This window comes from Microvirga arsenatis, assembly GCF_009910705.1.
Lineage (GTDB): Bacteria > Pseudomonadota > Alphaproteobacteria > Rhizobiales > Beijerinckiaceae > Microvirga > Microvirga arsenatis.
Map to the genome: position 1 here is coordinate 1 of NZ_JAAAXJ010000005.1, position 26,709 is coordinate 26,709.

26 protein-coding genes and 1 pseudogene are annotated in these 26,709 nt (G+C 61.5%); 16 read left to right on the plus strand and 11 right to left on the minus strand.

The features are described from left to right. The 9 genes and pseudogenes from GR303_RS11115 to GR303_RS11155 all read right to left on the minus strand — a co-directional run. Positions 1-241, minus strand: a pseudogene (locus tag GR303_RS11115) (hypothetical protein); the annotation flags it as partial. 160 nt (positions 242-401) lie between these two features. Continuing rightward, positions 402-1,016 carry an NAD(P)H:quinone oxidoreductase gene (gene wrbA / locus GR303_RS11120; protein WP_161723297.1) on the minus strand — a complete coding sequence of 205 codons (615 nt, stop codon included), beginning with the start codon at positions 1,014-1,016 and terminating at the stop codon, positions 402-404. 148 nt (positions 1,017-1,164) lie between these two features. Beyond that, positions 1,165-1,659, minus strand: a complete 495-nt coding sequence (locus tag GR303_RS11125) for a hypothetical protein (protein ID WP_161723298.1) — start codon at positions 1,657-1,659, stop codon at positions 1,165-1,167. A 394-nt stretch (positions 1,660-2,053) separates the two neighbouring features. Continuing rightward, entirely contained in the window at positions 2,054-2,218 is a 165-nt protein-coding gene (locus tag GR303_RS25450; RefSeq protein WP_161723299.1) for a DUF1427 family protein, read from the minus strand. A gap of 3 nt (positions 2,219-2,221) precedes the next feature. Continuing rightward, complete coding sequence (locus tag GR303_RS25455; protein ID WP_161723300.1) at positions 2,222-2,464, minus strand: DUF1427 family protein; 243 nt, start codon at positions 2,462-2,464, stop codon at positions 2,222-2,224. Continuing rightward, positions 2,461-4,122 (minus strand): MFS transporter, encoded by a 1,662-nt coding sequence (locus GR303_RS11140; RefSeq protein ID WP_161723301.1) that lies wholly within the window; start codon positions 4,120-4,122, stop codon positions 2,461-2,463. Before GR303_RS11140 ends, GR303_RS25455 begins: the two co-directional genes overlap by 4 nt. Continuing rightward, positions 4,119-4,544 (minus strand): DoxX family protein, encoded by a 426-nt coding sequence (locus GR303_RS11145; protein ID WP_161723302.1) that lies wholly within the window; start codon positions 4,542-4,544, stop codon positions 4,119-4,121. The genes GR303_RS11140 and GR303_RS11145 overlap by 4 nt, the downstream gene beginning before the upstream one ends. Positions 4,545-4,555: 11 nt before the next feature. Next, positions 4,556-6,517 carry an amidohydrolase gene (locus GR303_RS11150; protein WP_201752020.1) on the minus strand — a complete coding sequence of 654 codons (1,962 nt, stop codon included), beginning with the start codon at positions 6,515-6,517 and terminating at the stop codon, positions 4,556-4,558. Positions 6,518-6,620: 103 nt separating this feature from the next. Further along, positions 6,621-7,304, minus strand: a complete 684-nt coding sequence (locus tag GR303_RS11155) for a hydrolase (RefSeq protein ID WP_161723304.1) — start codon at positions 7,302-7,304, stop codon at positions 6,621-6,623. 528 nt (positions 7,305-7,832) lie between these two features. Between GR303_RS11155 and GR303_RS11160 the strand changes: the two genes are divergently transcribed. Both GR303_RS11160 and GR303_RS11165 read left to right on the plus strand, forming a co-directional pair. Beyond that, a complete protein-coding gene (locus GR303_RS11160) occupies positions 7,833-10,697 on the plus strand; it encodes a winged helix-turn-helix domain-containing protein (RefSeq protein ID WP_161723305.1) in 2,865 nt (954 codons plus the stop codon). Positions 10,698-10,941: 244 nt separating this feature from the next. Next, on the plus strand, positions 10,942-11,382 hold the full coding sequence (locus tag GR303_RS11165) for a helix-turn-helix domain-containing protein (protein WP_161723306.1): 441 nt from the start codon (positions 10,942-10,944) through the stop codon (positions 11,380-11,382). A gap of 96 nt (positions 11,383-11,478) precedes the next feature. Here the strand turns inward: GR303_RS11165 and GR303_RS11170 are convergent, their stop codons facing one another. Next, the gene (locus tag GR303_RS11170) at positions 11,479-11,916 is read right to left on the minus strand and encodes a hypothetical protein (protein ID WP_161723307.1); all 438 of its coding nucleotides are present in this window, start codon (positions 11,914-11,916) and stop codon (positions 11,479-11,481) included. Between the two features lie 832 nt (positions 11,917-12,748). On the opposite strand from GR303_RS11170, the gene GR303_RS11175 reads away from it, so the two are divergent. Together GR303_RS11175 and GR303_RS11180 are read left to right on the plus strand one after the other, a co-directional pair. Beyond that, positions 12,749-13,579 carry an alpha/beta fold hydrolase gene (locus GR303_RS11175; RefSeq protein ID WP_161723308.1) on the plus strand — a complete coding sequence of 277 codons (831 nt, stop codon included), beginning with the start codon at positions 12,749-12,751 and terminating at the stop codon, positions 13,577-13,579. Positions 13,580-14,039: 460 nt separating this feature from the next. Next, positions 14,040-14,303 carry a hypothetical protein gene (locus GR303_RS11180; RefSeq protein ID WP_161723309.1) on the plus strand — a complete coding sequence of 88 codons (264 nt, stop codon included), beginning with the start codon at positions 14,040-14,042 and terminating at the stop codon, positions 14,301-14,303. Positions 14,304-14,972: 669 nt separating this feature from the next. Here the strand turns inward: GR303_RS11180 and GR303_RS25460 are convergent. Beyond that, complete coding sequence (locus GR303_RS25460) at positions 14,973-15,209, minus strand: RidA family protein (protein ID WP_161723310.1); 237 nt, start codon at positions 15,207-15,209, stop codon at positions 14,973-14,975. A 64-nt stretch (positions 15,210-15,273) separates the two neighbouring features. Here GR303_RS25460 and GR303_RS25465 point away from each other — a divergent pair, with 64 nt between their 5' ends. The 12 genes from GR303_RS25465 to ureG all read left to right on the plus strand — a co-directional run bounded on the left by GR303_RS25465 (position 15,274) and on the right by ureG (position 26,705). Next, entirely contained in the window at positions 15,274-15,801 is a 528-nt protein-coding gene (locus GR303_RS25465; RefSeq protein ID WP_161723311.1) for a GGDEF domain-containing protein, read from the plus strand. 414 nt (positions 15,802-16,215) lie between these two features. Next, positions 16,216-17,490, plus strand: a complete 1,275-nt coding sequence (gene urtA, locus GR303_RS11195; RefSeq protein WP_425487110.1) for an urea ABC transporter substrate-binding protein — start codon at positions 16,216-16,218, stop codon at positions 17,488-17,490. Positions 17,491-17,554: 64 nt separating this feature from the next. Continuing rightward, complete coding sequence (gene urtB / locus GR303_RS11200) at positions 17,555-19,147, plus strand: urea ABC transporter permease subunit UrtB (protein WP_161723313.1); 1,593 nt, start codon at positions 17,555-17,557, stop codon at positions 19,145-19,147. Then, positions 19,144-20,280, plus strand: a complete 1,137-nt coding sequence (urtC, locus tag GR303_RS11205) for an urea ABC transporter permease subunit UrtC (protein ID WP_161723314.1) — start codon at positions 19,144-19,146, stop codon at positions 20,278-20,280. Before urtB ends, urtC begins: the two co-directional genes overlap by 4 nt. 3 nt (positions 20,281-20,283) lie before the next feature. Further along, positions 20,284-21,036, plus strand: a complete 753-nt coding sequence (gene urtD, locus GR303_RS11210; protein WP_161723315.1) for an urea ABC transporter ATP-binding protein UrtD — start codon at positions 20,284-20,286, stop codon at positions 21,034-21,036. A gap of 2 nt (positions 21,037-21,038) precedes the next feature. Beyond that, entirely contained in the window at positions 21,039-21,734 is a 696-nt protein-coding gene (gene urtE, locus GR303_RS11215) for an urea ABC transporter ATP-binding subunit UrtE (RefSeq protein ID WP_161723316.1), read from the plus strand. A 103-nt stretch (positions 21,735-21,837) separates the two neighbouring features. Further along, on the plus strand, positions 21,838-22,551 hold the full coding sequence (locus tag GR303_RS11220; protein ID WP_246205608.1) for an urease accessory protein UreD: 714 nt from the start codon (positions 21,838-21,840) through the stop codon (positions 22,549-22,551). Positions 22,552-22,561: 10 nt separating this feature from the next. After that, on the plus strand, positions 22,562-23,182 hold the full coding sequence (locus GR303_RS11225) for an urease subunit gamma (protein ID WP_161723318.1): 621 nt from the start codon (positions 22,562-22,564) through the stop codon (positions 23,180-23,182). Beyond that, complete coding sequence (ureC, locus tag GR303_RS11230) at positions 23,182-24,909, plus strand: urease subunit alpha (protein ID WP_161723319.1); 1,728 nt, start codon at positions 23,182-23,184, stop codon at positions 24,907-24,909. Before GR303_RS11225 ends, ureC begins: the two co-directional genes overlap by 1 nt. Before the next feature lie 2 nt (positions 24,910-24,911). Continuing rightward, on the plus strand, positions 24,912-25,394 hold the full coding sequence (locus tag GR303_RS11235) for an urease accessory protein UreE (RefSeq protein WP_161723320.1): 483 nt from the start codon (positions 24,912-24,914) through the stop codon (positions 25,392-25,394). Beyond that, a complete protein-coding gene (locus GR303_RS11240; protein WP_161723321.1) occupies positions 25,387-26,085 on the plus strand; it encodes an urease accessory protein UreF in 699 nt (232 codons plus the stop codon). The genes GR303_RS11235 and GR303_RS11240 overlap by 8 nt, the downstream gene beginning before the upstream one ends. After that, positions 26,082-26,705, plus strand: a complete 624-nt coding sequence (gene ureG / locus GR303_RS11245) for an urease accessory protein UreG (RefSeq protein WP_161723322.1) — start codon at positions 26,082-26,084, stop codon at positions 26,703-26,705. Before GR303_RS11240 ends, ureG begins: the two co-directional genes overlap by 4 nt. Positions 26,706-26,709 lie beyond the last annotated feature (4 nt).

A 26,709-nucleotide genomic window follows, 5' to 3' on the forward strand; every position in this document is an offset into this window, starting at 1 on the left:
AATTGCCGATGACGGGAGAGCCCGACAGGATGACCACCGAGGCGCCCGGCAGCTGCTCGACGATGGCATTCGCGATCGCCCGCGACCGGCGCAGGTGCCCAAGCCCAAACGTGTCGTGGCTGTAGATCAGTATGCGTGCAGCATCCCCTTGAGGGGGTGCAGGAGCGCTAATCTCGTCGAACCAGCCCGTTGTTCGTCCTACGTTCCACAAACCCAGTACTCCCGTTTCGTCGTTCTTGATCATGTGGAGGGCCGAAGCTCTCTCAAACCGCCGGACGAGTTTGTTGCCTGAGAAAAGGCGCACTGGCTAATGTGTAAGTGAGGCTGCACTTACTGCTTGGTACTCACCGCAAGCAGTGCCGAACCTTCGACGGCGCTGGCCACGTTGAATCCGTTCTGCTTCAGAGCGCTATTGTGTCCGCCATTTGCTTGGCGGCCGTTTCGGCCACGAGCTTGCCCTGGAAGCGGGCCGCCTCGAGTTCATTCCGCGACGGCTGGCGCTGCCCCTGGCCTCCGGCGATGGTGGTTGCCCCATAAGGTGAGCCACCGACGATCTCATCGAGGGTCATCTGGCCCTGATACGCATAAGGCAATCCCACGATGATCATGCCGAAATGCAAGAGGTTGGTGATGCCGGAGAACAAGGTCGTCTCTTGGCCACCATGCTGTGTGGCCGTGGACGACATCACGCTGCCGACCTTGCCGGTGAGCTGGCCCTTCGCCCATACCCCGCCAGCCTGATCCCAGAAGTTCGACATCTGCGAGGCCATGCGCCCGTAGCGTGTCGGCACACCCAGGATGATCGCATCGTAATCCGGGAGTTCGCTGACCGTGGCGACAGGCGCCGGCTGGTCCAATTTAAAATGTGCAGTTCGCGCGATTTCCTCAGGCACCAACTCGGGAACGCGCTTGACCACCGCCTCGCCGCCCGCCTGGCGTACGCCCTCTGCGGCGGCATAGGCCATTTGCTCCATGTGACCGTAGGATGAGTAGTAGAGCACAAGCACTTTAGCCATCGGTCAATCTCCGTCTGTTGCTGCTTTTGAAATCAAAGAGGGGACACTTCAAGGTTTTTGGTCGAATCGCGTTCTGGATCGCACTAGCACCATGTTTCCGGAACGCTTCTTGCCGGGTCGACCCTGTGGGACTCGGTCACTGCCATGTTCAGAACCGTGCCAGTACGGCCTCAGGCCGGTAGCTACGGGCCGCCGTCCATCCGACGATCGCAAAGAAGACCAGCGTCACCCCCTGGGCGATGACAAAGGGCGGCTCGGATTGCGTCGGCGCAAGGCCGTTCAGGAAGGCGATCTTCTGAAAGGCCTGAACCACGCCGACGAATACCAGAAGATAGAGGCTCGCCACCATTCCCGCTGCGTAGATCCAGCGCCAGGACTGGGCGACGCGGTAACGATAGAAGGCCACGAGAACCACGGCCAGAACGACCAGGGCGATCACACCGACGATCATGGCCGGCGTGACGCCGCGGAACGGAAAGAGGAACCCGGTCACGTTCGTCGCGACGGCCGTGACCAGGAAGACATTCGTCCCGGACCGGAACGATCCACCCCGGAAAAGGCCAATGATGGCGAAGGCTCCGGCCCCGATGGCGATGAGACTGATGACCGTATGGAATATCGTGAATGCTGTCAGGTAACTCATCGGAACCTCCTATGGTGAGGGGGAGACATGCCATTCCGCTCGTCGACCGGTCGATTGCGGCAAGGATCGTGTGGCTCGGCGCTTCGCAAGAAGATCCGCCCTGATCGGCATTGGTCGTGCGGGTTCACGGACGATGTTCGCAGTTGGCGTTAGCTCGGCTTCCATGCTGCTCCGCGTGATTCGTTTCCCATCCGAGCTTTTTTCCGGAGGGCTGCGGTTCAACGGAAGCAGGGTGTAGTCCGGTCTCTCACGGAGGATAGCCATGGCACGAGCGACCGTGTCGTCCACGTACCGCGCAAAGCCGTAAATCGGGAATCTCAGCATTGTCTCGTCTCCCCTCTGTACAACGCCCCCACGCCCATCCACCTGGCACACTAAAGCCATAGGTTTAGGGTTAACCCGATCCTAGGATCTGCCCTGTCAGGAGAAACCCAGTGGTCATGGCCGCCACGAGGAGGGCTCCGACCAATTTGGGTGGGGCCGGAGCTGGAACGTCGAACCATCGGCAGAACACCCCGATTCCGAACGCCATGACGATCCCGATGCTGGTCTGGATCATCGCTCATCCCGCCATCTGATTGGGCACGCCATGGGCTGTCCGGGCGCCCCCGTTGGAGCCGCCGCAGTTCTCGCGGTTTCGGGCGGTGCGATGAGGCACCAGCCGGTCGACAGTCTCGTAGCCCGCAGACATCGCCAGGACGAGTGCAGCACCTGTCAGCGCCAGCGGAGCTGGGAGTGGGAGGCTGGCGAGTTGGCACACGACGCCAACGCCAAACGCCAGAAGCAGTCCGAGTATGACCTTCACGACGGTATGTCTCCATTGTGTGTTTGAGACGGTCCTTGGCGGCTGCCTGGCTCAAGGCCCAGGAGGTGCTGGACCAGGGGTGGCTGGGACCCTTGGTGGAAGCGGCGCGCCTCCGCCTGTATGTCGGCATCGGCTTTCGAGACCCGCTTGTGCTGACGCAGGTGCTCAGCCCAGGATTCCACGAAGAACCACTCGACAATGTGCTCGGGGTCGGCCGCATCCTCGGAGATGCCCCAGGCATAGGCGCCGTCACGCCGCCGCTCCTCGGACAGGCGCTCCAGAATGTCGAGAAAGGCGGCGCGATCTGCCTGCCGAACGCGATAGGTCACCATGATCATCACCGGTCCGCGGTCATGCGGGACCGGTTCGGCCATGGCCGGCTCGGGCCAGTGCAATGACGGCGTCAGGTCGTCCTCTCCGCTGGGCAGGGGAGCCCTGTGGGCCAGTGCTGCAGTTACAGCGAGGCTGACGCCTGCAGCGATCAGGGTGGAATCCGTGCCGATCTCCTGAGCCAGGAAACCCCAGCCCAAACTGCCCGCGGCCATGGCGCCGTTGAAGGCGGTGAGGTAGATCGCCAGGCCGCGGCCCCGGATCCAATTCGGCAGGATCGCCTGCATGGTGCTGTTGAGCGTGGTGAGCATCGCGATCCAGGCGATGCCGAGCATGAAGGTCGCGATGACTGCCACGATCTCGGAATTCGTCAGAGCGAGCATGGCGGTTGAGCCAGCCGTCACAAGGGTCATCGCGAGCACCAGCCGGTCCTGTCCCAGCTGGGCGCGAAGCCGTGGCAGCAGGATGGCGCCAGCAATCGCGCCAGCTCCGACGCTGCCGAGCACAAGGCCATAGAAGCTGGGTCCTCCGCCGATCTCCTGTCGTGCTACGATGGGAAGGAGAGCCCAGACGGCGCTAGCGAAGGCGAAGAACAGCACCGCTCGCCACAGGATGCGATGGAGGTCATGGCTGGCGCGGGCATATCGCAGGCCTGCACGCAACGCTCCTCCAAAGTGCTCGCGCAGACCATCGTTCGTGTCAGAGGTACGCCGCCACCAGAGGAGCGCTCCTGCGACAACAACATAGGTCAGGACATCAAGTCCGTAGACTGTCGCTGCGCCGAATCCTGCGAGGAGGAAGCCGCCGAGTGCGGGGCCAATAGAGCGAGCGATGTTGATACCCAGTGAGTTTAGCGCCACAGCACCCTTCAAGTCGGTTCTTGGAACGAGTTCTGGGGTAATCGCCTGCCAGGCTGGCGTCGCGAGCGCCGCGCCAACTCCGCCGAGGAACGTGAGAGCGACGAGGCTTTCCACCGAGGCGTTGCCGGTCCAGGCCAAAGTGGCCAGGAGGGAGCTCACCACCGCGAGCGCGATCTGGATTACGATAAGAAAGCGGCGGCGGTCGAGGATGTCGGAGAGGACGCCTGCCGGAACAGCCAAAAGGAAGACCGGGAGGGTGCCGGCTGCCTGGATCATGGCGACCGCGGCCGGAGAGGCGGAGATCTCGGTGACGAGCCAGGCGGAGGCGACATCGCGCATAAAGGTGCCGATGTTGCCCAGCACCGTCGCGGCCCAGATCATCGCGAAGAGACGATGATGGAGGGGCGCAAAGGTGCCGGGTGGGGGAGGCGCCGCCCCTTCGGTGACCGTGCTCTGGGCTCCGGTCATGGCTGCGTGCTCCGACCGTTGACGAACAGGGCTGCGAGTGCGAGCCCGCCCACGATGGCGGCATGCTCGAAGAAGGTTGCGGTCTGGCGACTCCAATCCGGACCCTCGAACATCCAGAACGGGTGCGCGAGCAGGGTGGCGATGACCGTGAACACGGCCAGGATGCCGGCACCGAGCCAGCAATGGCGCCGGGTGAGGAAGAGGATGGAGCCGCCGAACTGCGTCAGGATGACAGCGGCTGCGATCAGCCCCGCGGGCTGGAGACCCAGACCGGCGACCTCGTTCATGGCTCCGCCGAAATCGGTGAGCTTCACGGCGCCGCTGATGAGGAAGGGAGACGCGAGCGCCAGGCGTGCCAGGGTGTCGAGTCCAGGGAGGGCCAGCATGCGATCAATCGGGCGCGGAACTGCGATGTCAGTCATGGCGCCTTCCTTCAGAATGCCCAACAGGAGCAGCCGAGCACGCCCCAGAACGAGCGCGCATCGGACGTGGGCGTGTTGGCCCCCCAAGCGCTGGCATGGGAATGGCCATGTACGCCGCAGGAACTGGCACAGGCGCAGGCCGCCGCAAAGGCATACTTGCGGGCCTCGTCATTGCCGACCCGCTTCTGGTAGCCGCCATAGCTTCGCACCGGCGACCAGTCCGGCATGGGTGGGGGCAGGGAAGGCGCAAGATCCTTGAACTCGGCGTCGCCATGCACGGCCTTGCCGCCCAAAAGCGTCAGAACCGACGTGATGTCCTGGATCGTGTCCTCCGGCACGGCAAAGTAGTCGTCGGACAGCACTGCCAGATCGGCCAATTGCCCTTCTTTGATCTGACCCTTCTTGGCCACCTCGTTGGAGAACCAGGTGTTGGCCTCGTTCCACAGCCGTAGGGCGCTCTCACGATCAAGGCGATTGGCGCTCGGATAGAGCGTCAGACCTCCCAGGGTCTTGCCGGTGACAAGCCAGGACAGCGAAACCCAGGGATTGTAGGAGGCAACACGGGTGGCGTCCGTGCCCGCGCCCACCGGCACACCGGCCTCCAGCATACGCTTGATCGGCGGTGTGCCCTCCGCCGCCTTGGTGCCGTAGCGCTCGACGAAGTCCTCGCCCTGGAACGCCATCCGGTGCTGGACCGCAATGCCGCCGCCAAGCGCCGCGATCCGGTCGATGTTGCGCTCGTCAATGGTCTCGGCGTGATCGAAGAACCAGTGCAGGCCGTCGAAGGGAATGTCCCGGTTCACCTTCTCGAATACGTCGAGTGCCCGGGTGATCGTCTCGTTGTAGGTGGCGTGCAGCCGCCACGGCCAACGGTTCTCTACCAGCAGACGGACGACCGGCTCAAGGTCCCCCTCCATGTTCGGCGGCATCTCGGGGCGCTCGACCTTGAAGTCCTCGAAGTCGGCCGCGGAATAGACCAGCATCTCGCCGGCACCGTTGTGGCGGTAGAGGTCGTCACCCTGGCCCGGCTTGACCTGCTTCGACCAGCTGTCGAAGTCTTTTAGCTCTTCCTTCGGCTTCTGAGTGAACAGGTTGTAGGCCAAGCGCACCGTGAGCAGGCCTTCCCGGTGCAGCTCTTCGATGATCCGGTAGTCGTCCGGATAGTTCTGGAAGCCGCCGCCGGCATCAATGACGCCGGTGACGCCGAGGCGGTTGACCTCGCGCATGAAGTGACGCGACGAGTTCTTCTGGTACTCGGGCGGGAGTTTCGGACCCTTCGCCAGGGTGGCGTACAGGATGGTGGCATTGGGCTTGGCGATCAGCAGACCTGTGGGGTTGCCGCTCGCATCACGCTGGATCTCGCCGCCGGGCGGGTTGGGTGTGTCCTTGGTGTAGCCGACCGCCCGCAGGGCAGCGCCGTTGAGCAGGGCGCGGTCGTAAAGATGCAGGATGAAGACCGGCGTGTCGGGCGAGACGGCGTTGACCTCGTCGAGGGTCGGCAGGCGCCTCTCGGCGAACTGGTGCTCGGTGAAGCCGCCGACCACGCGCACCCATTGGGGCGCCGGTGTGCGGTCGACCTGCTCTTTCAGCATTCGCATAGCATCGGCCAGGGAGCGCACACCATCCCAGCGCAGCTCCATGTTGTAGTTGAGCCCGCCGCGGATGATGTGCATGTGGCTGTCGATCAGGCCTGGGATGACGCGCCGTCCCTTGAGGTCGATCCGCTGCGTGGTGGGTCCGGCAAGAGGCATCACTTCGCTCTCGTCACCGATAGCCAGGAAGTGCCCGTCCCGGATGAGGACCGCCGAAGCTTCAGGCCTCTGACGGTCGAAGGTCGTGATTCGGCCGTTGAACAGAATCAGGTCAGCGGATGTGCTCATAGGTTGCGCCTCGATGTGTTCAGGCGACGACAGTCCGGCAGCCAGAGCGCCAAGCCCAGTGACGACGCTCCGGCGACTGGGGAAAATGGCCATAGTGGTCCTCAATCCTGTCGCCAGTCAAAAAGCTCCGGCGTTCATTCAATTTTTCGCAAAAGGGGTGAGGCGTACCCGATTGGTGCCCTATCCGCGTGGAAGGCTACTCAGCGGCGGCGGCGGGTGCGGCCCTATGGTCGCCCTCGCTCGCACCGAACATGGTCTTGGCGTAGATGATGCCGAGGCCATAGGCGCCGCCGAACTTTTTTGCGATCCCGGTGGTCAGGTAATAGGTCCCGGCCCGAGCCCAGTCGCGCTGGAGTTCCAGCAGGTACTGCAGGGATGTCATCGGCTGGGCTCCAGCCTGCACCATTCGATCCATCGCCCGTTCGTGTGCCTCTGTCGATACATCGCCGCACGCATCGCCGATCACATACACTTCGAAGCCCTGGTCCAGTGCAGAGAGGGCAGGACCAACGATGCAGACGGAGGTCCAAAGACCAGCGAGCACGATCCGCTTCTTGCCGATTTCATTGACGAGTTCGACGACCGCCTTATCCTCCCACGTGTTCATGGACGTGCGGTCGAGCATCCTCTCACCTGGGAAGGCATCCGCGATCTCGCTGAACATCGGCCCGGAGAAACTCTTTTCGGCGACGGTCGTCAGGATCGTCGAGACACCGAAGCCGGCAGCTGCATGGGCGACAAGGGCAGCATTGTTGCGCAGGTTCACCCCATCAATCGATTTCGTCGCAAACGCCATCTGTGATTGGAAGTCGATCATGATCAGAAGATGGTCGTCAGGCTTGATTAGCTTGGACCCTGGAGTTGTTGTCGCTTGGGCCATCGGTGCTTCCTTCTTGGATTGGTGGACCTGGTACTAAGGCCTCGCGGCGTCCATGCGCGCTTCGAGATGGACAGCAGTCTCGAATGCTGCGCGCCAATATTCTTGCCCGATAAAGCGGTGTTTTGTCCGGGATTGCCATCCGCTGCCCTCAGAACTCCTCTCCCTTCGGGTGGACCGGTGTCGCAGACATGCAAACGGGGGAAGAGCGCTGCCCGCTGGGTGGATGGCAGGATCCTGCGTGCTTAGGCGAGTGGCGGTGGCCTCTTTCGAGACAGCTAGCGCGGGGACGGTTCGTCCGGGTAGCACGAGCGTTGGTTCACTACCCTTAGACCTATACAAATTTGACAGCGGAAGAGTTTGAGTTCCTCGGCAGGAACGGAACCACTAGGCGCATCGTCCTTGATAGGTATATATTCTGAGCGCAATATTGAGACCCATGCTGTCATCGCCTGTGCCGAAATAGCCGCATTCCGGTCTCCTTTGACAAACAAACGCTTTGCTATGAAATTTCCTGGAGGAGAGAATGCCGTGAAACGTGAGCTGCCGACAGTAGCGACGGCGCGGGGGAATGCGAGGGTGCGGACAGAACCTACGGAGGCAATAGAGGCCGTCCGGTTCGGCGCCTTTACCTTGATCCCGTCGTCGCGGAAGCTGTTTTCCAACGGAGCGTCGGTCCGCCTTGGCGCACGGACGGTTGAGCTACTGTCGGTTCTGGTAGCACGGGCCGGCTCGGTTGTAAGCAAGCAGGACCTGTTTGATCTGGTTTGGCCAAACCTAGCCGTCGAGGAGAGCAACCTGCGCGTGCACATCGCCGCCCTGCGCCGCTCTCTCGGAGACAGTCGATCTGGATCTCGCTACATTGCAAGTCTGCCCGGGCGCGGTTACGCATTCGTTGCTCCGGTCGAACATGTCCGTGTCCCAGCAGGCGACCTGTCGGCGCCGACCAAGCCTGGGTTGACCCACGAGGCTCCGAACCTGCTGACTCCGCTCCTTGGCCGCGACCAGGAGATCGAGCAGGTCACTGCCAAGCTCAATGAGCGGCGGTTCGTCACAATCACCGGCCCGGGAGGTATAGGAAAAACGGTTCTGGCCCTTGCGGTGGTCGGCGCGATTGCCGACAGCTTCGCGGACGGAGTGCTCTTCGTCGATTTGGGGCCACTTGACAGCGCCAAGCTTGTCGTCGCGCAGGTCGCGGCGCTGATGGGGATCCCCGCTCACGAGGCGCTACCGCTTGGCGATCTCTTGGCTCACGTTCAAGGCCGCGAGTTCCTCCTCGTATTAGATAATTGTGAGCACCTCGTCTCTGCTGCGAACGATTTCGCTGAGGCGGTACTCCAGGCGTCCGCACGTGCCCGCGTGCTGGCGACCAGCCGCGAGGTACTGCGGGGCAGGGGTGAGTGGGTCGAGAGGCTTGGGCCACTGCCAGCACCGCCTCCCCGTAAGGGTCTAACAGCGGCGGAGGCGTTAGCCTACCCTGCTGTCCAACTCCTTGTCGAGCGTTTGCGGGCCTGCTTGGGAGCGTTTGAACTGACCGACGACAAGGCGGGAGACATCGCTTCACTGTGCGTGCGCCTCGATGGCTTGCCGCTGGCCATCGAGTTGGCGGCCACCCGCATTCCGACAATAGGCCTACAGGCTATGCTGAGCCGGTTGGACGAGCCGTTCAGCATACTCACCAGGGGACGGCGCTCGGCCGCGCCACGGCACCAAAGCCTCACGGCGCTCATCGACTGGAGCTATGGCGATCTCCCCCCTGAAGAGAAAACCGCGTTGCGCCGTCTGGCTGTATTTTCCGGTCGCTTCGGAGCGGATGCGGCCGCTGCTGTCATGCAGGACATGGCAACCACGGATCTGCTTGTGGCAGACCTGCTCGACCGGCTGTTCGAAAAATCCCTGCTATCGTTGGAAATCGAGGAGAACCACGTCGGTTATCGGATGCTGGAGACAGTGCGCCTTTACGCTCTAGAGCGCCTCAAGGAGGCGGGTGAATGGTCGGCCTCGCGGCGCGCCCATGCTTCGTACTTCCTGCATTTGTGTCGAGAGAAGCGCACGAGTCTGATCGAGCCGGGCACAAAGGGTTGGTCCGGGTCACGTGGCAGGTACGCGGCAGACCTCAGGGCCGCGCTCGCTTGGTGCTTCGCGGATCAGGGCGACCTGGACCTCGGGATTCGGCTGACAGCCGCGTCCGCCTCCTATTGGTTCAAGCTGTTGCTCGTTCCCGAACTCAGAGAACACCTTGATCGTGCGCTGAACGCCGCTGCTCCCGACACTGACCAGAGCGTGCTTCTTGCGCTCCACGTCGCGATGGCCCATGCCCTGTTTCATACCCTAGGCCCCATCGACGATGTCCGGCATCATCTTCTTCGGGCTCTGGACCTCGCGAGACAGTTAGGAGATCTGCAATCGGAGCTCAGCATTCTTTGGGCCATCTTCGGGGCCGACTCCACCAAGGGTGATCTCGTTGCGATGACAGAGCCCATTGAAGCGGTTGCGGCTTTGCGCGGACGGGGACATGATGATCTTGTCGAGCCACTTTTCCATCGCGTCTCTGCCTTAGGAGAGCACCTGCTCGGGCGTCAAGCCGAGGCAGCTGAGCACGCCGAACGCGCACTGTCTCGCACCGCCACTGCCCGGAATAGCTCGAAGGACGGCAGCTTCGTTTACGACCACCGCACGGCCACGAATTCGCACAAGGCGCGAACACTATGGGTCCAGGGATATTGGGACGAGGCTGTCGACCTCGTGCATGAAACCTTGTCGAGAGCGTCTAGCATCGACCAGCCCTTTGCGATGGGTTATTTTCTGGTTTTCGGAGCCTGCCCCGTAGCTTTGTGGAGCGGGGATTGGCCATTGGCGGCGGAGTTGGTGGAGAAGGTCGAGGAGGTCACTTCCGGGACAGCGTTCAACGTTTGGAAGATGAACGCTCAAGTCTATCAACGCGTGCTCGATAGTCGCCTACTCGACGCGGGGCGGGCTACCGCTGCTCGTTCGGCCTTAGTGAGCGATCCATCGATTACGCCGTACTTGGCGCAAAGCTTGGTGACCTTCGATTGGCGGCTGCTACGGGCAGACTGTTTAGCGGCAGCCGAGACCGGCCCGCCGATCTGGTCCACAGCCGAGGTTTTCCGGGCACAGGGCGAGCACTTCAGATCACAGCTTCAGGGCCCGACCCAAGCCGAGTCCTGGTTCAGGCGTGCCATCAGGGTCGCCGAGGAGCAAGGCGCCCGAGCCTGGAAGCTGCGGGCGGCGGTCAGCTTGGCCGGACTGTGGGAGGAGACTGGCGACCACCGCGCAGCGCGGGGATTGCTGGAGCAGAGCCTGCAGGAGGTGCGGGCTACGAGACCGCAGGCTGATCTTCACGAAGCGCAAGCCCTCCTTGAGCGCCTTGCGTAGCCATCGACGCTATCTCGGGCGAGCGTCGCGTTCACGAAAATTCACATACGTTAACTTGTTCCGGCTTCGGGAGAAGGGGGATTATCCATCTAGACAATAAGCATGGCGCTCGTGGATGACCGTCCCACTGGAATGCCCACAGCAGTCAGCCGCCGATACCCTCGAAGCCCGAGCCCCTGATCGTGCGGCCGCCTGCATCCAGCCCAACGGGAATCCCAGGGTCCCTAGGATTCTTGACCGTCTGATGCAGGCTTCGGAACTCATGCGGCAAGGTGATTATCGCGAGGCAGAGAGCATCATCGTTTTCTTGGTGCGAAAACTTAGCGACAGTCAGTGGCCTATCGTAGCCCGCGGCGGGCTAACACCACGGCAACTCAAACGCGTCAACGAATACATCGATGAAAATCTCGAGACGTCGATCTCGATTGCTGATCTCGCCAAGATCGCAGGCGTGAGCTGCAGCCACTTCTGCAGAGCGTTCAAAGAAACCTGCGACGTCACTCCTCAGACTTACGTCCAGCAGCGGCGCATCGCCAGAGCACAATGGCTTATGCTGGAAACTGACGAATCGTTGGCAGCGATTGCTCTGCATTGTGGGCTGTCAGACCAAACTGCGCTCTGTAAGGTGTTCCGGCGTCTCGTGGGCGAGAGCCCAGCTGCATGGCGACGCTTCCGAAAGGCATAGGGCGCAACGCGCCCGGGGCCTGCGGACAAGGCCAAGCGCGAGTGCCGTAGGCGAGGATAGATGGGTGCAGCCGAAATCGCTCCACAGCGGCCCGCCTCACTCAACGGCGCGGGCGACTCGGTAAGCCGCTTCCTCCAAACGTCCGACCTGGGACAACAGCATGTGAGCGGTCACTTCGTCACCGTTAGCCCTGACAATGGTCGCTAGGCGCTGGAAATCGGTGGCGGCAACAGCGTATCCAAGGGCCAAATCGCGGAGGTCGCCAACACCGGCCGTGTCGCCGAACGACGCGAGCTTTCGCAAGCGCTCGAGTCCTTCGGGCGGGCTCCCTCCGACAATCTTCAGCCTCACGGCCGCAATTTCGAGCAAGTAGTTCAGCAGCGATATGAGGGAGCGTAGCAGATGCGTGCGGTCAGGCGTGTCTCCTACCGCGTTCCACAGCAAGAATTCCGTCCGAAACCGCAGGACAAAGGTATCCGCAATGATGCGCTGCAGTCCGGAGGCCGCCAACTCGGATGAACCATCAGGATCCATGGAACTCCTTTTCAGGCAGGCAATCCTGCGCCAACCGTCTGGACGGACGTTGAACGTGTGCCGAGGCCCTGCGGGCACAAGCGGCGCTCTAAATAGCTCGTCCAAACGCGAGAATGCCACTATGGTAGCCTGCACAACCGGACTGTGCTTGCTCCATCGTGCTGCACTTTGGCGCTACTGCCTCTTATAGCGACTGGCTCTTATACTGGAACTGTACCGATCGACGGTGCGGTCTCGTGACTGTGGGCTTGTCGGATTGGCCTTGTGGGGCCGATTAATGGCGCCGCTCGTGGGGCAGACTTGGTGTCGTCTGCCATTCGGGACTACAGGAATTGGACTCCCCGTCACGATTTAACAGGTCAGGTCCGATCTCGGAAAACCTCAGCCAAAGAAAGAGCAATCTGGGCAAAGTCAACGTCAGCACGGGCAAGAAACTGAGGCCGTCATACCCGATGCTGTTTGCGTTTCAGTCACGGGTGTCACGTGCGCGGATCGTCAGCTCCGGTCCTAGCCATGAAGAAAACTTTGAAATGCTTCTCAGTATCTCATGGAGCTGGGCCAAGGCAGCCATTCAGTCCGGTTCGCGACGAACCTCCGTTGTGGATGACGTTCGTGACCAACGTTGTTCAGCTGGGCAGCGGCGCAGGATGGGACCCGCGCGTGTAGGACCACTGTTCGGCTAGACAATGGAACATGAGGCAATGATCGAAATCGCAGCAACATCAACACGACGGAACGTCGTAGTGAGTGGCTCGCGCTAGTGACCGCCGTCACCCTCTCGAACCGATTGAGTGCACAACCCGCAGGGCAGCAGTACCAAGGAGCAACAGACATGAGCAGTGGCACAATCACCACCCGCGACGGCACACAGATCTTCTATAAGGACTGGGGCAGTGGCCAACCCATAGTATTTCATCACGGCTGGCCATTATCGGCCGATGACTGGGACGCCCAGATGATGTTCTTCCTCAGCCAAGGTTATCGCGTCATCGCTCACGACCGCCGCGGGCACGGTCGTTCGACACAGACGGACATAGGTAATGAGATGGACACCTATGCCGCAGATGTGGCCGCCCTCGTGTCGCAATTGAATTTAAGGAACGCGATCCATATCGGCCATTCCACTGGGGGTGGCGAGGTGGCGCGCTATGTTGCCCGGGCGGAGCAAGGACGCGTGGCCAAGGCGGTACTGATCGGGGCTGTGACTCCAATAATGATAAAGTCGGGCAAGAACCCCGGCGGCTTGCCCTTGGAGGTCTTCGACGGCTTTCGCGCCGCAGTTGCAGCGAACCGTGCGCAATTCTATATCGACGTTCCTACCGGTCCTTTTTACGGCTTCAACCGTCCGGGCGCGAAGGTCTCGCAGGGCGTTATCAACAACTGGTGGCGGCAAGGCATGATGGGAGGCATCAAAGCGCAGTATGACTGCATCAAAGCGTTCTCGGAAACGGATTTCACTGAGGATCTGAGGAGGATCGAGGTCCCGACTTTAGTGATGCATGGCGACGACGATCAGATCGTTCCGTATGCGACCTCGGCTCCACTGTCCATGGAGTTCCTCTCCAAGGGCACGCTCAAGACTTATAGCGGCTTGTCACACGGTATGTGCACGACCCATCCCGACATCATCAACGCTGATCTGCTGGCTTTCATCCGGGGCTGAAAATCCGCAGCATCATGCCCTTAGTGAGCATGCGATGCAGGGATGCTGAGTGCGGGCGAGTTCGGCGCTGTCAACCGAACTGAAGTAGAATGGGCTCAAACGGGTGCGACACCCGAAAGTGCCTTGATTCAGGATCGAACAATTCAGCTAAGGCTGAGTGGCCACTACCTGACCGGAAGTGCGCTTCTGTGGCCGGTTGCATGCTCCACACGGGTCGGGGAGGGTGTTATCATGACAGGAAGAGTCAAATGCTTGAAGCGAGAGATGCCGATCGCAAGGTCCTGGTTGACGAGCGGCGACGGTTGTTGCTGCTCCGAAGCGGCTCTCTAGTTTGTACTCACTTTTTCCAAAGTCGGTACGAGCTGCATCGTCATACTCGTTCAAGCAGGGAGCCTGAACGGTTTCCATCCCATAGCCGATGCGCTCCGACGGGACATGCTGATAGACAAACTTCACCGCCTTGAGCGTCGCGATCTATTTCCACGACGATCCGCACGATCTGAGGATCGTCCTCGGCAAGGCCGCCAAAAGCAAGAAGGCAAGGTGTTTCAAATCCGTCACTGACATGGAGATGGCTGGACGGGAGATCGTCGGCCCCGATCTGCCGCAGGCCGATGTGGCCGTTCACGTCCGGGAGCAGAGTCGGCTCCCGGTCGTGCGCTGCCCCAGCGTGCTGTCGGCAGCAACTTGCTGCTTAAAGGGCTGGAGGGCGAAACCGCCGTGATCCTGGACGCAGATGCACTCGATGCCCTTCACCCGATGAGCGCCTATCCGCTGTATTCGATCACGTCCGACAAGCTGGCCTCTTACCCGAAGGCGATCTAGCACTTACAGCGCGAATGGCTCTTGTAGAAGGAAGTTGAGCATCGAACCTCAAATTACCTCAGCATTATCATCGGTCTGGATCATAGTGCACTCAAGCGCGTGATCCGGCCAACTTGCAGCTTCCAAAGGATGAAAACCGCTTCCGCGACTCTGAAGGATTTGAAGTCATGCGGATGATCCGTCGCGGACACTGCGTACTGGCGCAACCCGGTGCGGCAGGCGAAATCCGCCTCGTGAACCATTTGTTCAATCTCGCCACCTGAGCAACTGGTTGGGCCAGGCTTGCGGTGCCCGTTCCAAGTTAATGCAACGGAGCAATCTCAACATGCCTAGGAGATGCTAACCTTTTCATTTCTCCCTCTGCCGCCGTCCCGGAGGGGCACGGACATTGGCGGTTCCGCGCCGCTCCGGTTCCCGCATGTTGAAGAGAATATTGGCGACTGGCCGCTTGCCTGGACCAGTCTCAGCCCCAAGCGTCGGTGTATGCCGGCCGAACTGCAACCTGGGCATCTACATCGCCTAGCCACTCGGCTAACGCGAGAGCTTCTACACCGATTCACGTGCTGGCTCAGGTCGGCCAGTCACCTCCAAAAGCTTGGTTTCCAGCATCAAAGATGGCCGAAACAAGATCCTGTCTTTGCCCGACTACGTAGATCCTTATCTGAAGACAATCTCGTGGTTGGGCATTGAGAGCTGCGAGTGCCTCACAGATGTTGGCAAAGCACTGGCAGGCTTGAGCGATATACTCTGTTCCGCCCACCAGCGCGCCAGATGCATCAAGCGCAACCTGACCGGAGATCGCCACTAGGCGTGCCTGGCTGCAACGGCAATTTGCTCAATCGTGCTGGAGAATTTCTGTATGAGAGGGATTGAGTTTTTCACAGATCTCACTTTCTTGGATCTCAATTCCACGTGAGAGCCGCGGAATAGCCGTTAAGACGAACAAGCCAAGCAGAGAGGCCGTCGAAGACCTTGAACGTGCTTGGGACAGCGGCCGTCACCCTGCGCATCCAGCCAGCACTCAGCCAGTCCGTCCCGGCCGTCATGAGCTCGAAGCGGGCGACGCGGTTCTAGAGCATTTCGCGCGATCCGGCCGGGAGAAGGTGCGAACACAGGATCACCTGGGCCGAACCGTCGGAGAGGAGTTCTTGCTGGTACTGCCGCAGGTTCGGTTAGACGAGGCTGTGCGCATCATCGATCGCATTCGGGATGGTTTCCCTCCAGCGGTGTTGACGTACAATGGGCTTGAGCTGCCTTGCACCTTCAGTGCGGGTGTGATCGAGGCCCTGCCGGATGACGACCGCAGCTCGATCCTCCGTCGAGCTGACCGGGCCCTGTACGCGGCTAAGGAAGAGGGGAGGGATTGCACCGGAATCGGCTCCGAAGAAGCACGCTGAGGACGTCGAAGCTCCGGTCCTCAGGAGGGAAGGTGCGAGATGACGGGCTTGAGAGGATCCAGGCTGCTAACTTCCTTCATCATGCGATGGCAGGAAGGTCGGTTCATGGCACGAGGCAGACGAAAGCCGAACTTCTGCAGTCATTGAGTATGCCGACCTTCATAAGGCCACGTCCAACGGCTCAGTTTGACCCGAAGCTGACATTTCGTTCCGTCTTGTAGCGTTGTTTCACAAGCCTTGCATTTGAGCTTTCGCCGCTTTTCTGAGCAGCAATTGTTGTTTTCCGAACTCCCCAGCTATCGCCCTCGCAGCCGGTTATCTCTCGGGCAAACATGGCATGCTTCTTGCATAGTAGTCCCTCGTTGCATCTGAAACAGGGCAGGCAAGGGAGAAGGACCTATGTCGATATTCAACATGATGCGGAGGAGCCTGATGGCGCTGGCAACAGCGGCTCTGGTTTCAGGCGCTACGGCGGGAGCCGCGAAAGCAGAGGAAACGATCAAGGTAGGGGTTCTCCACTCATTGTCAGGTACGATGGCCATTAGCGAGACGACCCTGAAGGACGTCATGCTGATGCTTGTCGAGGAGCAGAACAAGAAAGGCGGACTGATCGGCAAGAAGCTTGAGGCGGTCGTCGTCGATCCAGCCTCCAACTGGCCGCTCTTCGCCGAGAAGTCCCGTGAACTCATCAGCCAGCACAAGGTTTCCGCCGTCTTTGGCGCTTGGACCTCAGTATCGCGCAAATCGGTGCTGCCGGTTTTCAAGGAACTCAACAGCATCTTGTTCTACCCGGTCCAATACGAGGGTGAGGAGAGCGAGCGAAACGTATTCTATACGGGCGCTGCTCCGAACCAGCAGGCGATCCCAGCCGTCGATTACCTCGCTAAGGAGGAGAAAGTGGAGCGGTGGGTTCTGGCCGGAACGGACTACGTCTATCCGCGTACGACCAACAAGATCCTGGAGGCGTATCTGAAGTCCAAGGGCGTGAAGGCCGAGGACATCATGGTCAGCTATACGCCGTTCGGACATTCTGACTGGCAGACCATTGTCGCCGATATCAAGAAGTTCGGCTCATCGGGCAAGAAGACGGCCGTCGTCTCCACGATCAACGGCGATGCCAACGTGCCGTTCTACAAGGAACTCGCCAACCAGGGTGTGAAGGCGACGGACATTCCCGTTGTAGCCTTCTCAGTTGGTGAAGAGGAACTCGCAGGCATCGACACGAAACCACTTGTCGGACATCTCGCGGCCTGGAATTACTTCCAGTCGGTCGAGACGCCCGAGAACAAGGCTTTCATCGAGAAGTGGAAGTCTTACACCAAAAATCCGAAGCGGGTTTCCAACGATCCGATGGAGGCCCATGTGATCGGTTTCAATATGTGGGTGAAGGCCGTCGAGAAAGCCGGCACAACCGATCCGGACAAGGTGATCGATGCCATCGTCGGCATCAAGGTCCCGAACCTTACCGGTGGCGTCTCGGAGATGCTCCCGAACCACCACATCACCAAGCCGGTGCTTATCGGCGAGATCAAGGAGGATGGCCAGTTCGATACCGTCTGGCAAACCGATGATCTGGTGGCGGGCGATGCCTGGTCGAAGCACCTGGACGGCTCGAAGGATCTGGTCGCCGATTGGCAGACCCTCAAGTGCGGCAACTACAACACTGTGACGAAGAAGTGCGGCTCCTAACCGATCAAAGATGAGGGCGGCAATCCTTGCTGCCCTCACTCCCTCTCCATTCAAAGTGCATTTCATGGTTTTCTTGCGCAATATTCTGCAGGCTACCGTTCTGCTGCTTGGCATGGCCTCCGCTGCCTTGGCGGGAGCTTACGAGGAGGCGCTGCCCAAATTCGCCAATGACAGCTATGTGGACACGGATGCCGCAATCGGTGCCATTGCGGGTAGCGGAAACCCCCTGTCCATCGACGTCGTTGAGTCCCTGCGCGACGGTCGGCTTCTCGTCGGGTCCGGCCAAGTCTTTTTTCGTCGAACTTCCGGAGAACTCGTCAATGCGGCTACGGGTCAGGCATGGGGCAATCAGACTGGCGAACTGAAGCCGGTTCGCGTCAATAACCGGGTGCGCCGCGCTATCGAGGCTGCACTCGGCAGCCTTACATTACTCAGCTCCGATGCGGCGAAGCGCCTTGAGGCTGCGCGCGCCGTGTTCCGCTCCCGTGATGAGGCAACACTGCCGACGCTCGAGAAAGCCATTGCGCAGGAGGGCCAGCCGCATGTTCGGAACGTTCTTGAGAGCGCCCGAGCCGCTATCCTCCTGAGCAAGCAGGATGCCCTGCCGATTCAGAGGCTCGCCGCCGTTCAAACTCTTCGGAATCGGGGTGATCAGGAAGCTCTCGCTCTCCTGTCCAACCTGCCGTCCCAGGCACCGCCCGAAGTCATCGCGGCCGCAGGAAATGCAGCCGACGGCATCCGGACCCGCCTCGCGTTCTGGGAAGCAGTTCAGAACGTCTGGTACGGCATCTCCCTTGGGTCCGTCCTGCTGCTTGCCGCCATCGGCCTTGCCATCACATTCGGCACCATTGGGGTCATCAACATGGCTCATGGCGAGATGGTGATGCTGGGGGCCTACACCACATTCATGGTACAGGAACTCATCCGCTCCAATTTCCCTGGCCTGTTCGAAGCCTCGCTCCTCATCGCGCTGCCGCTTGCGTTTCTGGTTGCGAGTTCGGTCGGCATTCTCATTGAGAGAACGGTCATCCGGTTCCTGTATGGGCGTCCCCTGGAAACCCTGCTCGCCACCTGGGGAATCTCCCTCATCTTGCAGCAGGGCGTGCGGACGATCTTTGGTCCCACCAATCGTGAGGTTGGGACGCCGGCCTGGATGAGCGGAGCACTGGACATTGGGGCGATGAGCCTGACCTACAATCGTATCGCCATCGTGGTCTTCGCCTTCTCGGTCTTCGCGATCCTGCTCCTCGTTCTGCGATACACCTCGCTGGGACTTTACGTGCGGGCCGTCACGCAGAACCGGCGCATGGCGGGCTCCATGGGCATCCGGACCAGCCGCGTCGACGCGCTGGCATTCGGGCTGGGATCAGGTGTGGCCGGCATCGCCGGCGTCGCGCTCTCCCAGATCGACAATGTCAGCCCCAACCTGGGGCAGGGCTACATCATCGACAGCTTCATGGTGGTCGTGTTCGGCGGGGTCGGGAACCTGTGGGGCACCCTGGTGGGCGCGATGACCCTCGGCATCGCGAACAAGCTGCTCGAGCCCTATGCGGGCGCGGTGCTGGGCAAGATTGCCCTGCTCATCGCCATCATCGTCTTCATTCAAAGGCGTCCGCGCGGGCTTTTCGCACTCAAGGGCAGAGCGGTCGAAACATGAGAACCCACTCCCTCTTTGATCGGCAGACCATTCTCGTTCTGTCGCTCCTGGCTGCCGCTGCCATCCTGGTGCCGACCATGAACGAGCTGCCCCCGCCCGGATCGGCGCTGCATCTCTCGGATCACCTGGTGCCTCTGCTCGGCAAGTATGTCTGCTTTGCCCTGTTGGCGCTCTCGGTCGATCTGATCTGGGGCTTCTCCGGCATTCTCTCCCTAGGGCACGGGGCGTTCTTTGCGTTGGGCGGCTATGCCATGGGCATGTACCTCATGCGCCAGATCGGGCCCCGTGGTGTCTACGGCGACCCAATTCTGCCCGACTTCATGATATTCCTGAACTGGAAGGAGCTGCCCTGGTTCTGGCACGGCTTCGACTGGTTTCCTTTCGCGGCGCTGATGGTGCTGCTGGTGCCGGGCGCACTTGCCCTGGTCTTCGGCTGGTTCGCCTTCCGCTCGCGGGTTACGGGCGTGTATTTCTCTATCATAACCCAGGCTATGACCTTTGCGCTGATGCTGGCTTTTTTCCGGAATGACATGGGGCTCGGTGGTAACAACGGGTTGACGGACTTCAAGGAAATCCTTGGCTTTCCCGTTCAGAATGGCTCGACGCGAATAGCTCTGTTTGTGCTCTCGGTTCTGGCCCTTGCAAGCGGTTATCTGCTGTGTCGGTGGGTCGTGGGATCCACGTTCGGCAAAGTGCTCGTGGCTGTGCGCGATGCAGAGAGCCGCACGCGCTTTCTGGGGTACCGCGTCGAGCACTACAAGCTCACCGTTTTCACCCTGTCCGCCCTGCTGGCGGGCGTCGCGGGTGCACTTTACGTGCCCCAGGTCGGTATCATCAACCCGAGTGAGTTCGCTCCCGCCAACTCTATCGAGGTGGTGATCTGGGTGGCGGTCGGCGGACGCGGGACTCTTGCCGGCGCCATTTTCGGGGCGCTGCTGGTCAATGCGGGCAAGACCTGGTTCACGGCGGCGCTGCCGGAGTTCTGGTTGTTCGCTCTGGGCGGCCTCTTTGTCTTCGTCACGCTGTTCATGCCTCGCGGGATCCTCGGGGCCGCTGGGGATCTGTGGGAGCGTTCCAGCCAGAAGCTGCGAGCGCGCCGCTCGCCCCAGCCTGCCACCCATGCGGCGGAGTGAGCCATGACTGTACCGGTTACGCCGACCCTGCTTTATCTCGATAACATCACAGTTTCCTTCGACGGCTTCCGTGCGTTGAACGCTCTGTCGCTCGCGATCGACCACGCGGAGATGCGCGCCATCATCGGCCCAAACGGGGCCGGCAAGACGACCATGATGGACGTGATCACCGGAAAGACGCAGCCCAACGAGGGCACGGCCCTGTTCGAGGGCACCCACGATCTCACCGCTCTCGATGAGACGGCCATCGCCGAACTCGGCATCGGTCGCAAGTTCCAGACCCCGACCATTTTCGAGATGCATACGGTCGAGGACAACCTGCTTCTCGCTTTGAAGAATAGGCGTGGGCCTCTCGCGACCCTGCTCTCACGCGGCGTCAACCAGGACATGGTGAGGATCGACGCTCTCCTGGAGCGGGTGCGCCTCACAGCCCAGCGCCATCGCAGAGCAGGCGAGCTGTCCCACGGGCAGAAGCAATGGCTCGAGATCGGGATGCTGTTGGCGCAGGAGCCGAAGCTCCTGCTCATCGACGAGCCGGCCGCCGGCATGACCGACCAGGAAACCGCCGACACCGCCGACCTTCTCCGTGACATCGCCAGGAGCAAGGCCGTAATCGTGGTCGAGCACGACATGACCTTCGTGCGCGATCTCGGCGTCAAGGTCACGTGCCTGCATGAGGGGTCCGTGCTGGCCGAGGGGTCGCTTGATGCGGTGAGCGCAAACGAGCGCGTGGTGGAAGTGTATTTGGGTCGATGACAATGCTCGCAGTCGAAAACCTGTCTCTCCATTACGGCGCCGCCCAAGCCCTGCGCGGCATTTCTGTCACGGCTGCCGTAGGGGAGGTTACATGTGTGCTCGGGCGAAACGGCGTGGGCAAGACGTCACTGCTCCGCGCCATAGCGGGCCATAGGCCGATCTCCGGCGGCAGTATTCATTTCGAGGGGCACAACATCGCGCGCCTGAAACCTTTCGAGCGCGCGGCCCGCGGCATCGCCTATGTGCCTCAAGGGCGGGAGATCTTTCCGCTCCTGACCGTGAAGGAGAACCTCGAAACGGGCTTTGCCCCCTTGAAGCGCGGCTCTCGGCAGATCCCGGAGGAGGTGTTCGAGCTCTTCCCCGTGCTCAAGTCCATGCTGGGGCGGCGGGGCGGCGATCTGTCAGGTGGGCAGCAGCAGCAGCTTGCCATCGGCCGGGCGCTGGTGATGCGCCCGCGCCTCCTTGTGCTCGACGAGCCGACGGAAGGCATCCAGCCTTCGATCATCAAGGATATCGGTCGCGCCATCTCTTACCTCCGTGGACGCAAGGACATGGCGATCCTGCTCGTCGAGCAGTATTTCGACTTTGCCCGTGATCTGGCGGACCGCTTCGTGGTCATTGAGCGTGGCGAGATCGTTCAGCATGGCGACCGTGCAGCGCTAGAGGGGAACGATGTTCGTCAGCGACTTGCCATTTGATGGCGCTCCCGCGCAGCGCCAGCGGGCTGTCGGTCGTGTATCGTTCGCGGCAACCGCCTTCAACGGGCGGACCCGGCCGATGCGCATCGAGGAAAGCGGTTCCATGCGCATCCGTCTCCCGAAGGGAGAGGGTGCGGGGCTCGACGCCGTTCTCGTCAACACGGCGGGCGGTATAGCCTGCGGGGACCGTTTCTCCGTAGAGGTTGAGGCGCAGGCGGATGCCTTCGTGACGGTGGCGACGCCTGCCGCGGAAAAGGTCTATCGCTCCGACGGACCGGTCTCCAATCTGACGGTGAAGCTCACCGCAGGAGCGAGGGGGCGGCTCGATTGGCTCCCGCAGGAGACGATCCTGTTCGATGAGGCGAGACTCGATCGGCAGCTCGAGGCAACCATCGCCGAAGATGCGCGCCTCACCTTGCTGGAGGCCGTCGTCTTCGGACGTGAGGCCAGAGCGGAGCATATTGCGAATGGACTCTTCATCGACCGTTGGCGCGTCCGCAGAGGATCACGCCTCGTTTACGCCGATACATTGCGGCTCGGTGGGCCCATTGCAGACCTGCTGCGAAGGCCGAGCGTGGGCAACGATGCCCGCGCCTTCGCGACCTTGATTCACGTGGCGCCGGATGCGGAGGCTCGTCTGGAGCGGGTGCGCGAACAGCTATCCCCCGGGCAGGGGTGCGATGCCGCGGCGAGCGCCTGGAACGGCCTTCTCGCCGTGCGCTTCTGCGCTGTCACCATCGGGGCGCTACGGACCGCCATCTGCCCATTCCTCCTCACCTTTCGTGGCGAGCCCCTGCCTCGTGTCTGGCTCAGCTAGGATTTTTTGAATGCAGCTCACACCTCGTGAAAAAGACAAGCTCCTGATCGCCATGGCGGCCATGGTGGCACGCCGCCGCCTGGAACGCGGCGTTAAGCTCAATCACCCGGAGGCGATTGCTCTTATCACCGACACGGTGGTGGAGGGTGCGCGCGATGGGCGCTCAGTCGCCGAGTTGATGGAGGCAGGCGCGCATGTCGTCACTGCCGATCAGGTGATGGAGGGGGTGGCCGAGATGATTCACGACGTACAGGTCGAGGCCACTTTCCCGGACGGCACCAAGCTCGTCACGGTGCACCATCCGATCCGGGGCGCAGCCTCCACGGATGTGCCCGGTGAGGTCATGACCCAGGATGGCGAGATCGTGTTCAATGAGGGCGTGGAGCGAACCGTGCTGACGGTGGCAAACACGGGCGACCGCCCCATCCAGGTGGGGAGCCACTACCATTTCTTCGAGACTAATCCGGCCTTGTCCTTCGAGCGGGGGAAGGCACGCGGCATGCGTCTCGATATTGCGCCCGGCACGGCGGTGCGGTTCGAGCCAGGCTCCACACGCGAGGTCACGCTGGTGCCGCTCTCCGGCAAGCGCGAGGTGTATGGTTTCCGCCAGGGCGTGATGGGGGCACTGTGATGACGATTGGAAGAAAGCCTGCCTCGCTCCCGCGCGCAGCCTATGCCGACATGTTCGGCCCCACCAAAGGCGACAGGATCAGACTCGCCGATACCTCGCTTGTCATCGAGGTCGAGAAGGATTTCACGACCTATGGCGAGGAAGTGAAGTTCGGGGGTGGCAAGGTGATTCGTGACGGAATGGGGCAGGGGCAGGCGACCCGGGCTCAGGGCGCGGTCGACACCGTCATCACCAATGCGGTTATTCTCGATCACTGGGGCATTGTGAAGGGTGACATCGGCATTAAGGACGGACGGATCACCGGGATCGGCAAAGCCGGCAATCCGGATGTGCAGCCCAATGTCGACATCATCATCGGCCCGGGCACGGAGATCGTAGCCGGTGAGGGAAAGATCGTCACGGCGGGTGGCTTCGATTCCCATATCCACTTCATCTGCCCGCAGCAGATCGAAGAAGCGCTGATGTCGGGTATCACCACGATGCTCGGCGGCGGCACGGGACCGGCCACTGGCACCTTTGCGACCACCTGCACGCCGGGGCCTTGGCATATCGCTCGCATGATAGAGGCGGCGGACGCCTTTCCCATGAACCTTGCCTTTACCGGAAAAGGCAATGCCTCACAGCCCGGTGCATTGGAGGAGATGATCGAGGCAGGCGCCTGCGCCCTCAAACTCCATGAAGACTGGGGCACCACCCCCGCGGCCATCGATTGCTGCCTGTCGGTGGCCGATGCCTATGACGTGCAGGTGATGATCCACACCGATACGCTCAACGAGTCCGGCTTCGTCGAGGATACGATTGCCGCCTTCAAGGGTCGGACCATCCATGCCTTCCACACGGAAGGGGCGGGCGGCGGTCACGCGCCGGACATCATCAAGGTGGCCGGGCTTCCCAACGTGCTGCCATCCTCCACGAATCCCACACGGCCGTATACGGTCAACACCATCGACGAGCATCTCGACATGCTCATGGTCTGCCACCATCTCGATCCATCGATCCCTGAGGACCTCGCCTTCGCGGAGAGCCGCATCCGCAAAGAGACCATCGCTGCCGAGGACATCCTCCACGACATCGGCGCACTCTCGATGATGTCGTCCGACAGCCAAGCCATGGGCCGCGTCGGCGAAGTCATCATCCGTACGTGGCAGACCGCGCACAAGATGAAGGTGCAGCGCGGTCCGCTGCCTGGCGAGACCGGCGATAACGACAATCTGCGCGCCCGGCGCTATGTGGCGAAGTACACGATCAATCCCGCGATTGCTCACGGTGTGTCGCGGCATATCGGTTCCGTCGAGGCTGGAAAGCTCGCAGACCTCGTGGTCTGGACGCCGGCCTTCTTCGGCGTGAAGCCCGATCTGGTTGTCAAGGGCGGGGCCATCGCGGCGGCGCTCATGGGTGACCCGAACGCCTCGATCCCGACTCCGCAGCCGGTGCATTACCGTCCGATGTTCGGAGCCTATGGTCGGGCGTTGGCGACGACATCGCTCACCTTCGTGTCCAAGGCGGCCGTCGAGAATGGGCTTGCGGGCAGACTCGGAGTCAAAAAGCAGCTTGTTGCCGTCGAGAACGTTCGCGGCGGCATCGGCAAGAAGGACATGGTGCTGAACGGTGCCACGCCTTTCATCGAGGTCGACCCGGAGACCTATGATGTCCGCGCCGATGGCGAGCTTCTGGTCTGCGAGCCGGCCACAATCCTCCCCATGGCACAACGATACTTCCTGTTCTGATCATGATCCGCGCCACATCCATCATCCGCCGCGACGCCGTCGATTCTGACCGCATCGTCGACATCATCACCCTCGACCACGGCGACCGACACAGACGTCGCATCCTGCTGAATGCCGATGGCGGCACGGCCTTCCTGCTCGACCTCGACAGGGCCGACGTGCTGGAGGACGGTGACGCCATTCGCCTCGACAGCGGCTGGCTCGTGGAGGTGAAGGCAGCTGCCGAGAGGCTCATCGAGGTCTCGACCGAGAATCCGCTCGATCTCCTCAACCTTGCTTGGCACATCGGCAACCGGCACGTGCCGGCGGAAATCAGCAGGGAGGCGATCTACATCGCCTACGATCATGTGCTGCTCGAGATGCTGCATGGGCTCGGCGCCAGGACGGAAATCGTCGAGCGCCCGTTCCGTCCGGTGCGGGGCGCTTACCATCAGCACGAGCACGGCGGGCATTCCGGGCATCATCACGGACACGGCCATGGATGATGCGCTCCTGCTCCAGACCATGGAGAAAGGCCAAAGCATCCTGCCGCTGTTCGCCTGGTTGTCCCCCTCCTATCCGGTCGGCTGCTATGCCTATTCCCACACGCTGGAGTGGGCGGTCGAAGCAGGGGACGTGGCGGACGAGGAGGCGCTGGTTGCATGGTTGATGGATCAGATGACGCTTGGCTTCGGCCGCAACGACGCGATACTGCTGAGCCACGCCTATCGGGCCGTGGAGGCAGGCCATGAAGCCGCTCTCGTGAATGTCAACGAATTGGCCCTGGCTCTCTCCCCCTCTGCCGAGTTGTACCTCGAGACGAGCCAGCAGGGGCGCAGCTTCCTCGACGCGACACTGGTCGCTTGGCCCGCTCCGGGATTGCTCGACTTGGACGGCGAGGTGGCATTCCCCATTGCCATTGGAATGGCTGCTGCGTCGCATCGCATTCCCCTGCCGCTCACCCTGAACGCATACCTCTTTGGGCTCGTGCAAACGCTCGTCTCGGCAGCGATCCGGCTCGCGCCGATCGGGCAGACGGCCGGCATCCGGGTTTGCAGCACCTTAGCACCGACGGTGCAGGAGGTCGCCGGGCAGGCTATCGGCTTCTCTCTCGATGATATCGGCGGCGCGACGTTCCGGGCCGATCTCGGCTCCTTCCATCACGAAACCCAGTATACGAGGCTTTTCCGCTCATGAAATCCCAGACAGGACCCCTTCGCGTCGGTATCGGCGGGCCGGTCGGCTCGGGCAAAACCGCCCTCATGGAGGCGCTCTGCAAGATCTTCCGCGAGCGCTACGACATCTGCGCCATCACCAACGACATCTATACCAAGGAGGATGCCCGTCTCCTGACAGTCGCGGGTGCTCTTCCGGTGGAGCGCATCATGGGCGTGGAGACTGGTGGTTGCCCACACACAGCCATTCGGGAGGACGCTTCGATCAATCTCGCGGCCATCGCGACCATGCGCAAACGCTTTCCAGTGCTCGACATTGTGCTGGTGGAGTCCGGCGGCGACAACCTGGCTGCAACCTTCTCGCCCGAACTCGCGGATCTAACGATCTACGTCATCGACGTGGCAGGAGGCGAGAAGATCCCCCGCAAGGGCGGTCCAGGCATCACCCGGTCGGACCTTCTGGTGGTGAACAAAATTGACCTTGCGCCCTACGTGGGCGCGGATCTCGCTATCATGGAGGAGGACACGAAGCGCATGCGTGGCCAGCGCCCCTATGTCTTCAGCAACATCCGTGGAGGTGTCGGCGTCGATGCCATCGCGCAATTCATCGAACGAGCCGGCGGCCTCTCCGCGGCCGCCTGACAGG

What these genes read in the sequence shown, in the direction of transcription:
- wrbA (WP_161723297.1), bottom strand. Translation starts at nt 1,016, where the DNA reads ATGGCTAAAGTGCTTGTGCTCTACTACTCATCCTACGGTCACATGGAG.
- GR303_RS11155 (WP_161723304.1), bottom strand. Translation starts at nt 7,304, where the DNA reads ATGGCCCAAGCGACAACAACTCCAGGGTCCAAGCTAATCAAGCCTGAC.
- urtB (WP_161723313.1), top strand. Translation starts at nt 17,555, where the DNA reads ATGGTTTTCTTGCGCAATATTCTGCAGGCTACCGTTCTGCTGCTTGGC.
- GR303_RS11145 (WP_161723302.1), bottom strand. Translation starts at nt 4,544, where the DNA reads ATGACTGACATCGCAGTTCCGCGCCCGATTGATCGCATGCTGGCCCTC.
- GR303_RS11165 (WP_161723306.1), top strand. Translation starts at nt 10,942, where the DNA reads ATGCAGGCTTCGGAACTCATGCGGCAAGGTGATTATCGCGAGGCAGAG.
- ureG (WP_161723322.1), top strand. Translation starts at nt 26,082, where the DNA reads ATGAAATCCCAGACAGGACCCCTTCGCGTCGGTATCGGCGGGCCGGTC.
- GR303_RS25450 (WP_161723299.1), bottom strand. Translation starts at nt 2,218, where the DNA reads ATGATCCAGACCAGCATCGGGATCGTCATGGCGTTCGGAATCGGGGTG.
- GR303_RS11150 (WP_201752020.1), bottom strand. Translation starts at nt 6,517, where the DNA reads ATGGCCATTTTCCCCAGTCGCCGGAGCGTCGTCACTGGGCTTGGCGCT.
- GR303_RS11225 (WP_161723318.1), top strand. Translation starts at nt 22,562, where the DNA reads ATGCAGCTCACACCTCGTGAAAAAGACAAGCTCCTGATCGCCATGGCG.
- GR303_RS11125 (WP_161723298.1), bottom strand. Translation starts at nt 1,659, where the DNA reads ATGAGTTACCTGACAGCATTCACGATATTCCATACGGTCATCAGTCTC.
- urtD (WP_161723315.1), top strand. Translation starts at nt 20,284, where the DNA reads ATGACTGTACCGGTTACGCCGACCCTGCTTTATCTCGATAACATCACA.
- GR303_RS11240 (WP_161723321.1), top strand. Translation starts at nt 25,387, where the DNA reads ATGGATGATGCGCTCCTGCTCCAGACCATGGAGAAAGGCCAAAGCATC.
- ureC (WP_161723319.1), top strand. Translation starts at nt 23,182, where the DNA reads ATGACGATTGGAAGAAAGCCTGCCTCGCTCCCGCGCGCAGCCTATGCC.
- GR303_RS11235 (WP_161723320.1), top strand. Translation starts at nt 24,912, where the DNA reads ATGATCCGCGCCACATCCATCATCCGCCGCGACGCCGTCGATTCTGAC.
- urtC (WP_161723314.1), top strand. Translation starts at nt 19,144, where the DNA reads ATGAGAACCCACTCCCTCTTTGATCGGCAGACCATTCTCGTTCTGTCG.
- GR303_RS11220 (WP_246205608.1), top strand. Translation starts at nt 21,838, where the DNA reads ATGCGCATCCGTCTCCCGAAGGGAGAGGGTGCGGGGCTCGACGCCGTT.
- GR303_RS11175 (WP_161723308.1), top strand. Translation starts at nt 12,749, where the DNA reads ATGAGCAGTGGCACAATCACCACCCGCGACGGCACACAGATCTTCTAT.
- urtA (WP_425487110.1), top strand. Translation starts at nt 16,216, where the DNA reads ATGATGCGGAGGAGCCTGATGGCGCTGGCAACAGCGGCTCTGGTTTCA.
- GR303_RS11170 (WP_161723307.1), bottom strand. Translation starts at nt 11,916, where the DNA reads ATGGATCCTGATGGTTCATCCGAGTTGGCGGCCTCCGGACTGCAGCGC.
- urtE (WP_161723316.1), top strand. Translation starts at nt 21,039, where the DNA reads ATGCTCGCAGTCGAAAACCTGTCTCTCCATTACGGCGCCGCCCAAGCC.
- GR303_RS11140 (WP_161723301.1), bottom strand. Translation starts at nt 4,122, where the DNA reads ATGACCGGAGCCCAGAGCACGGTCACCGAAGGGGCGGCGCCTCCCCCA.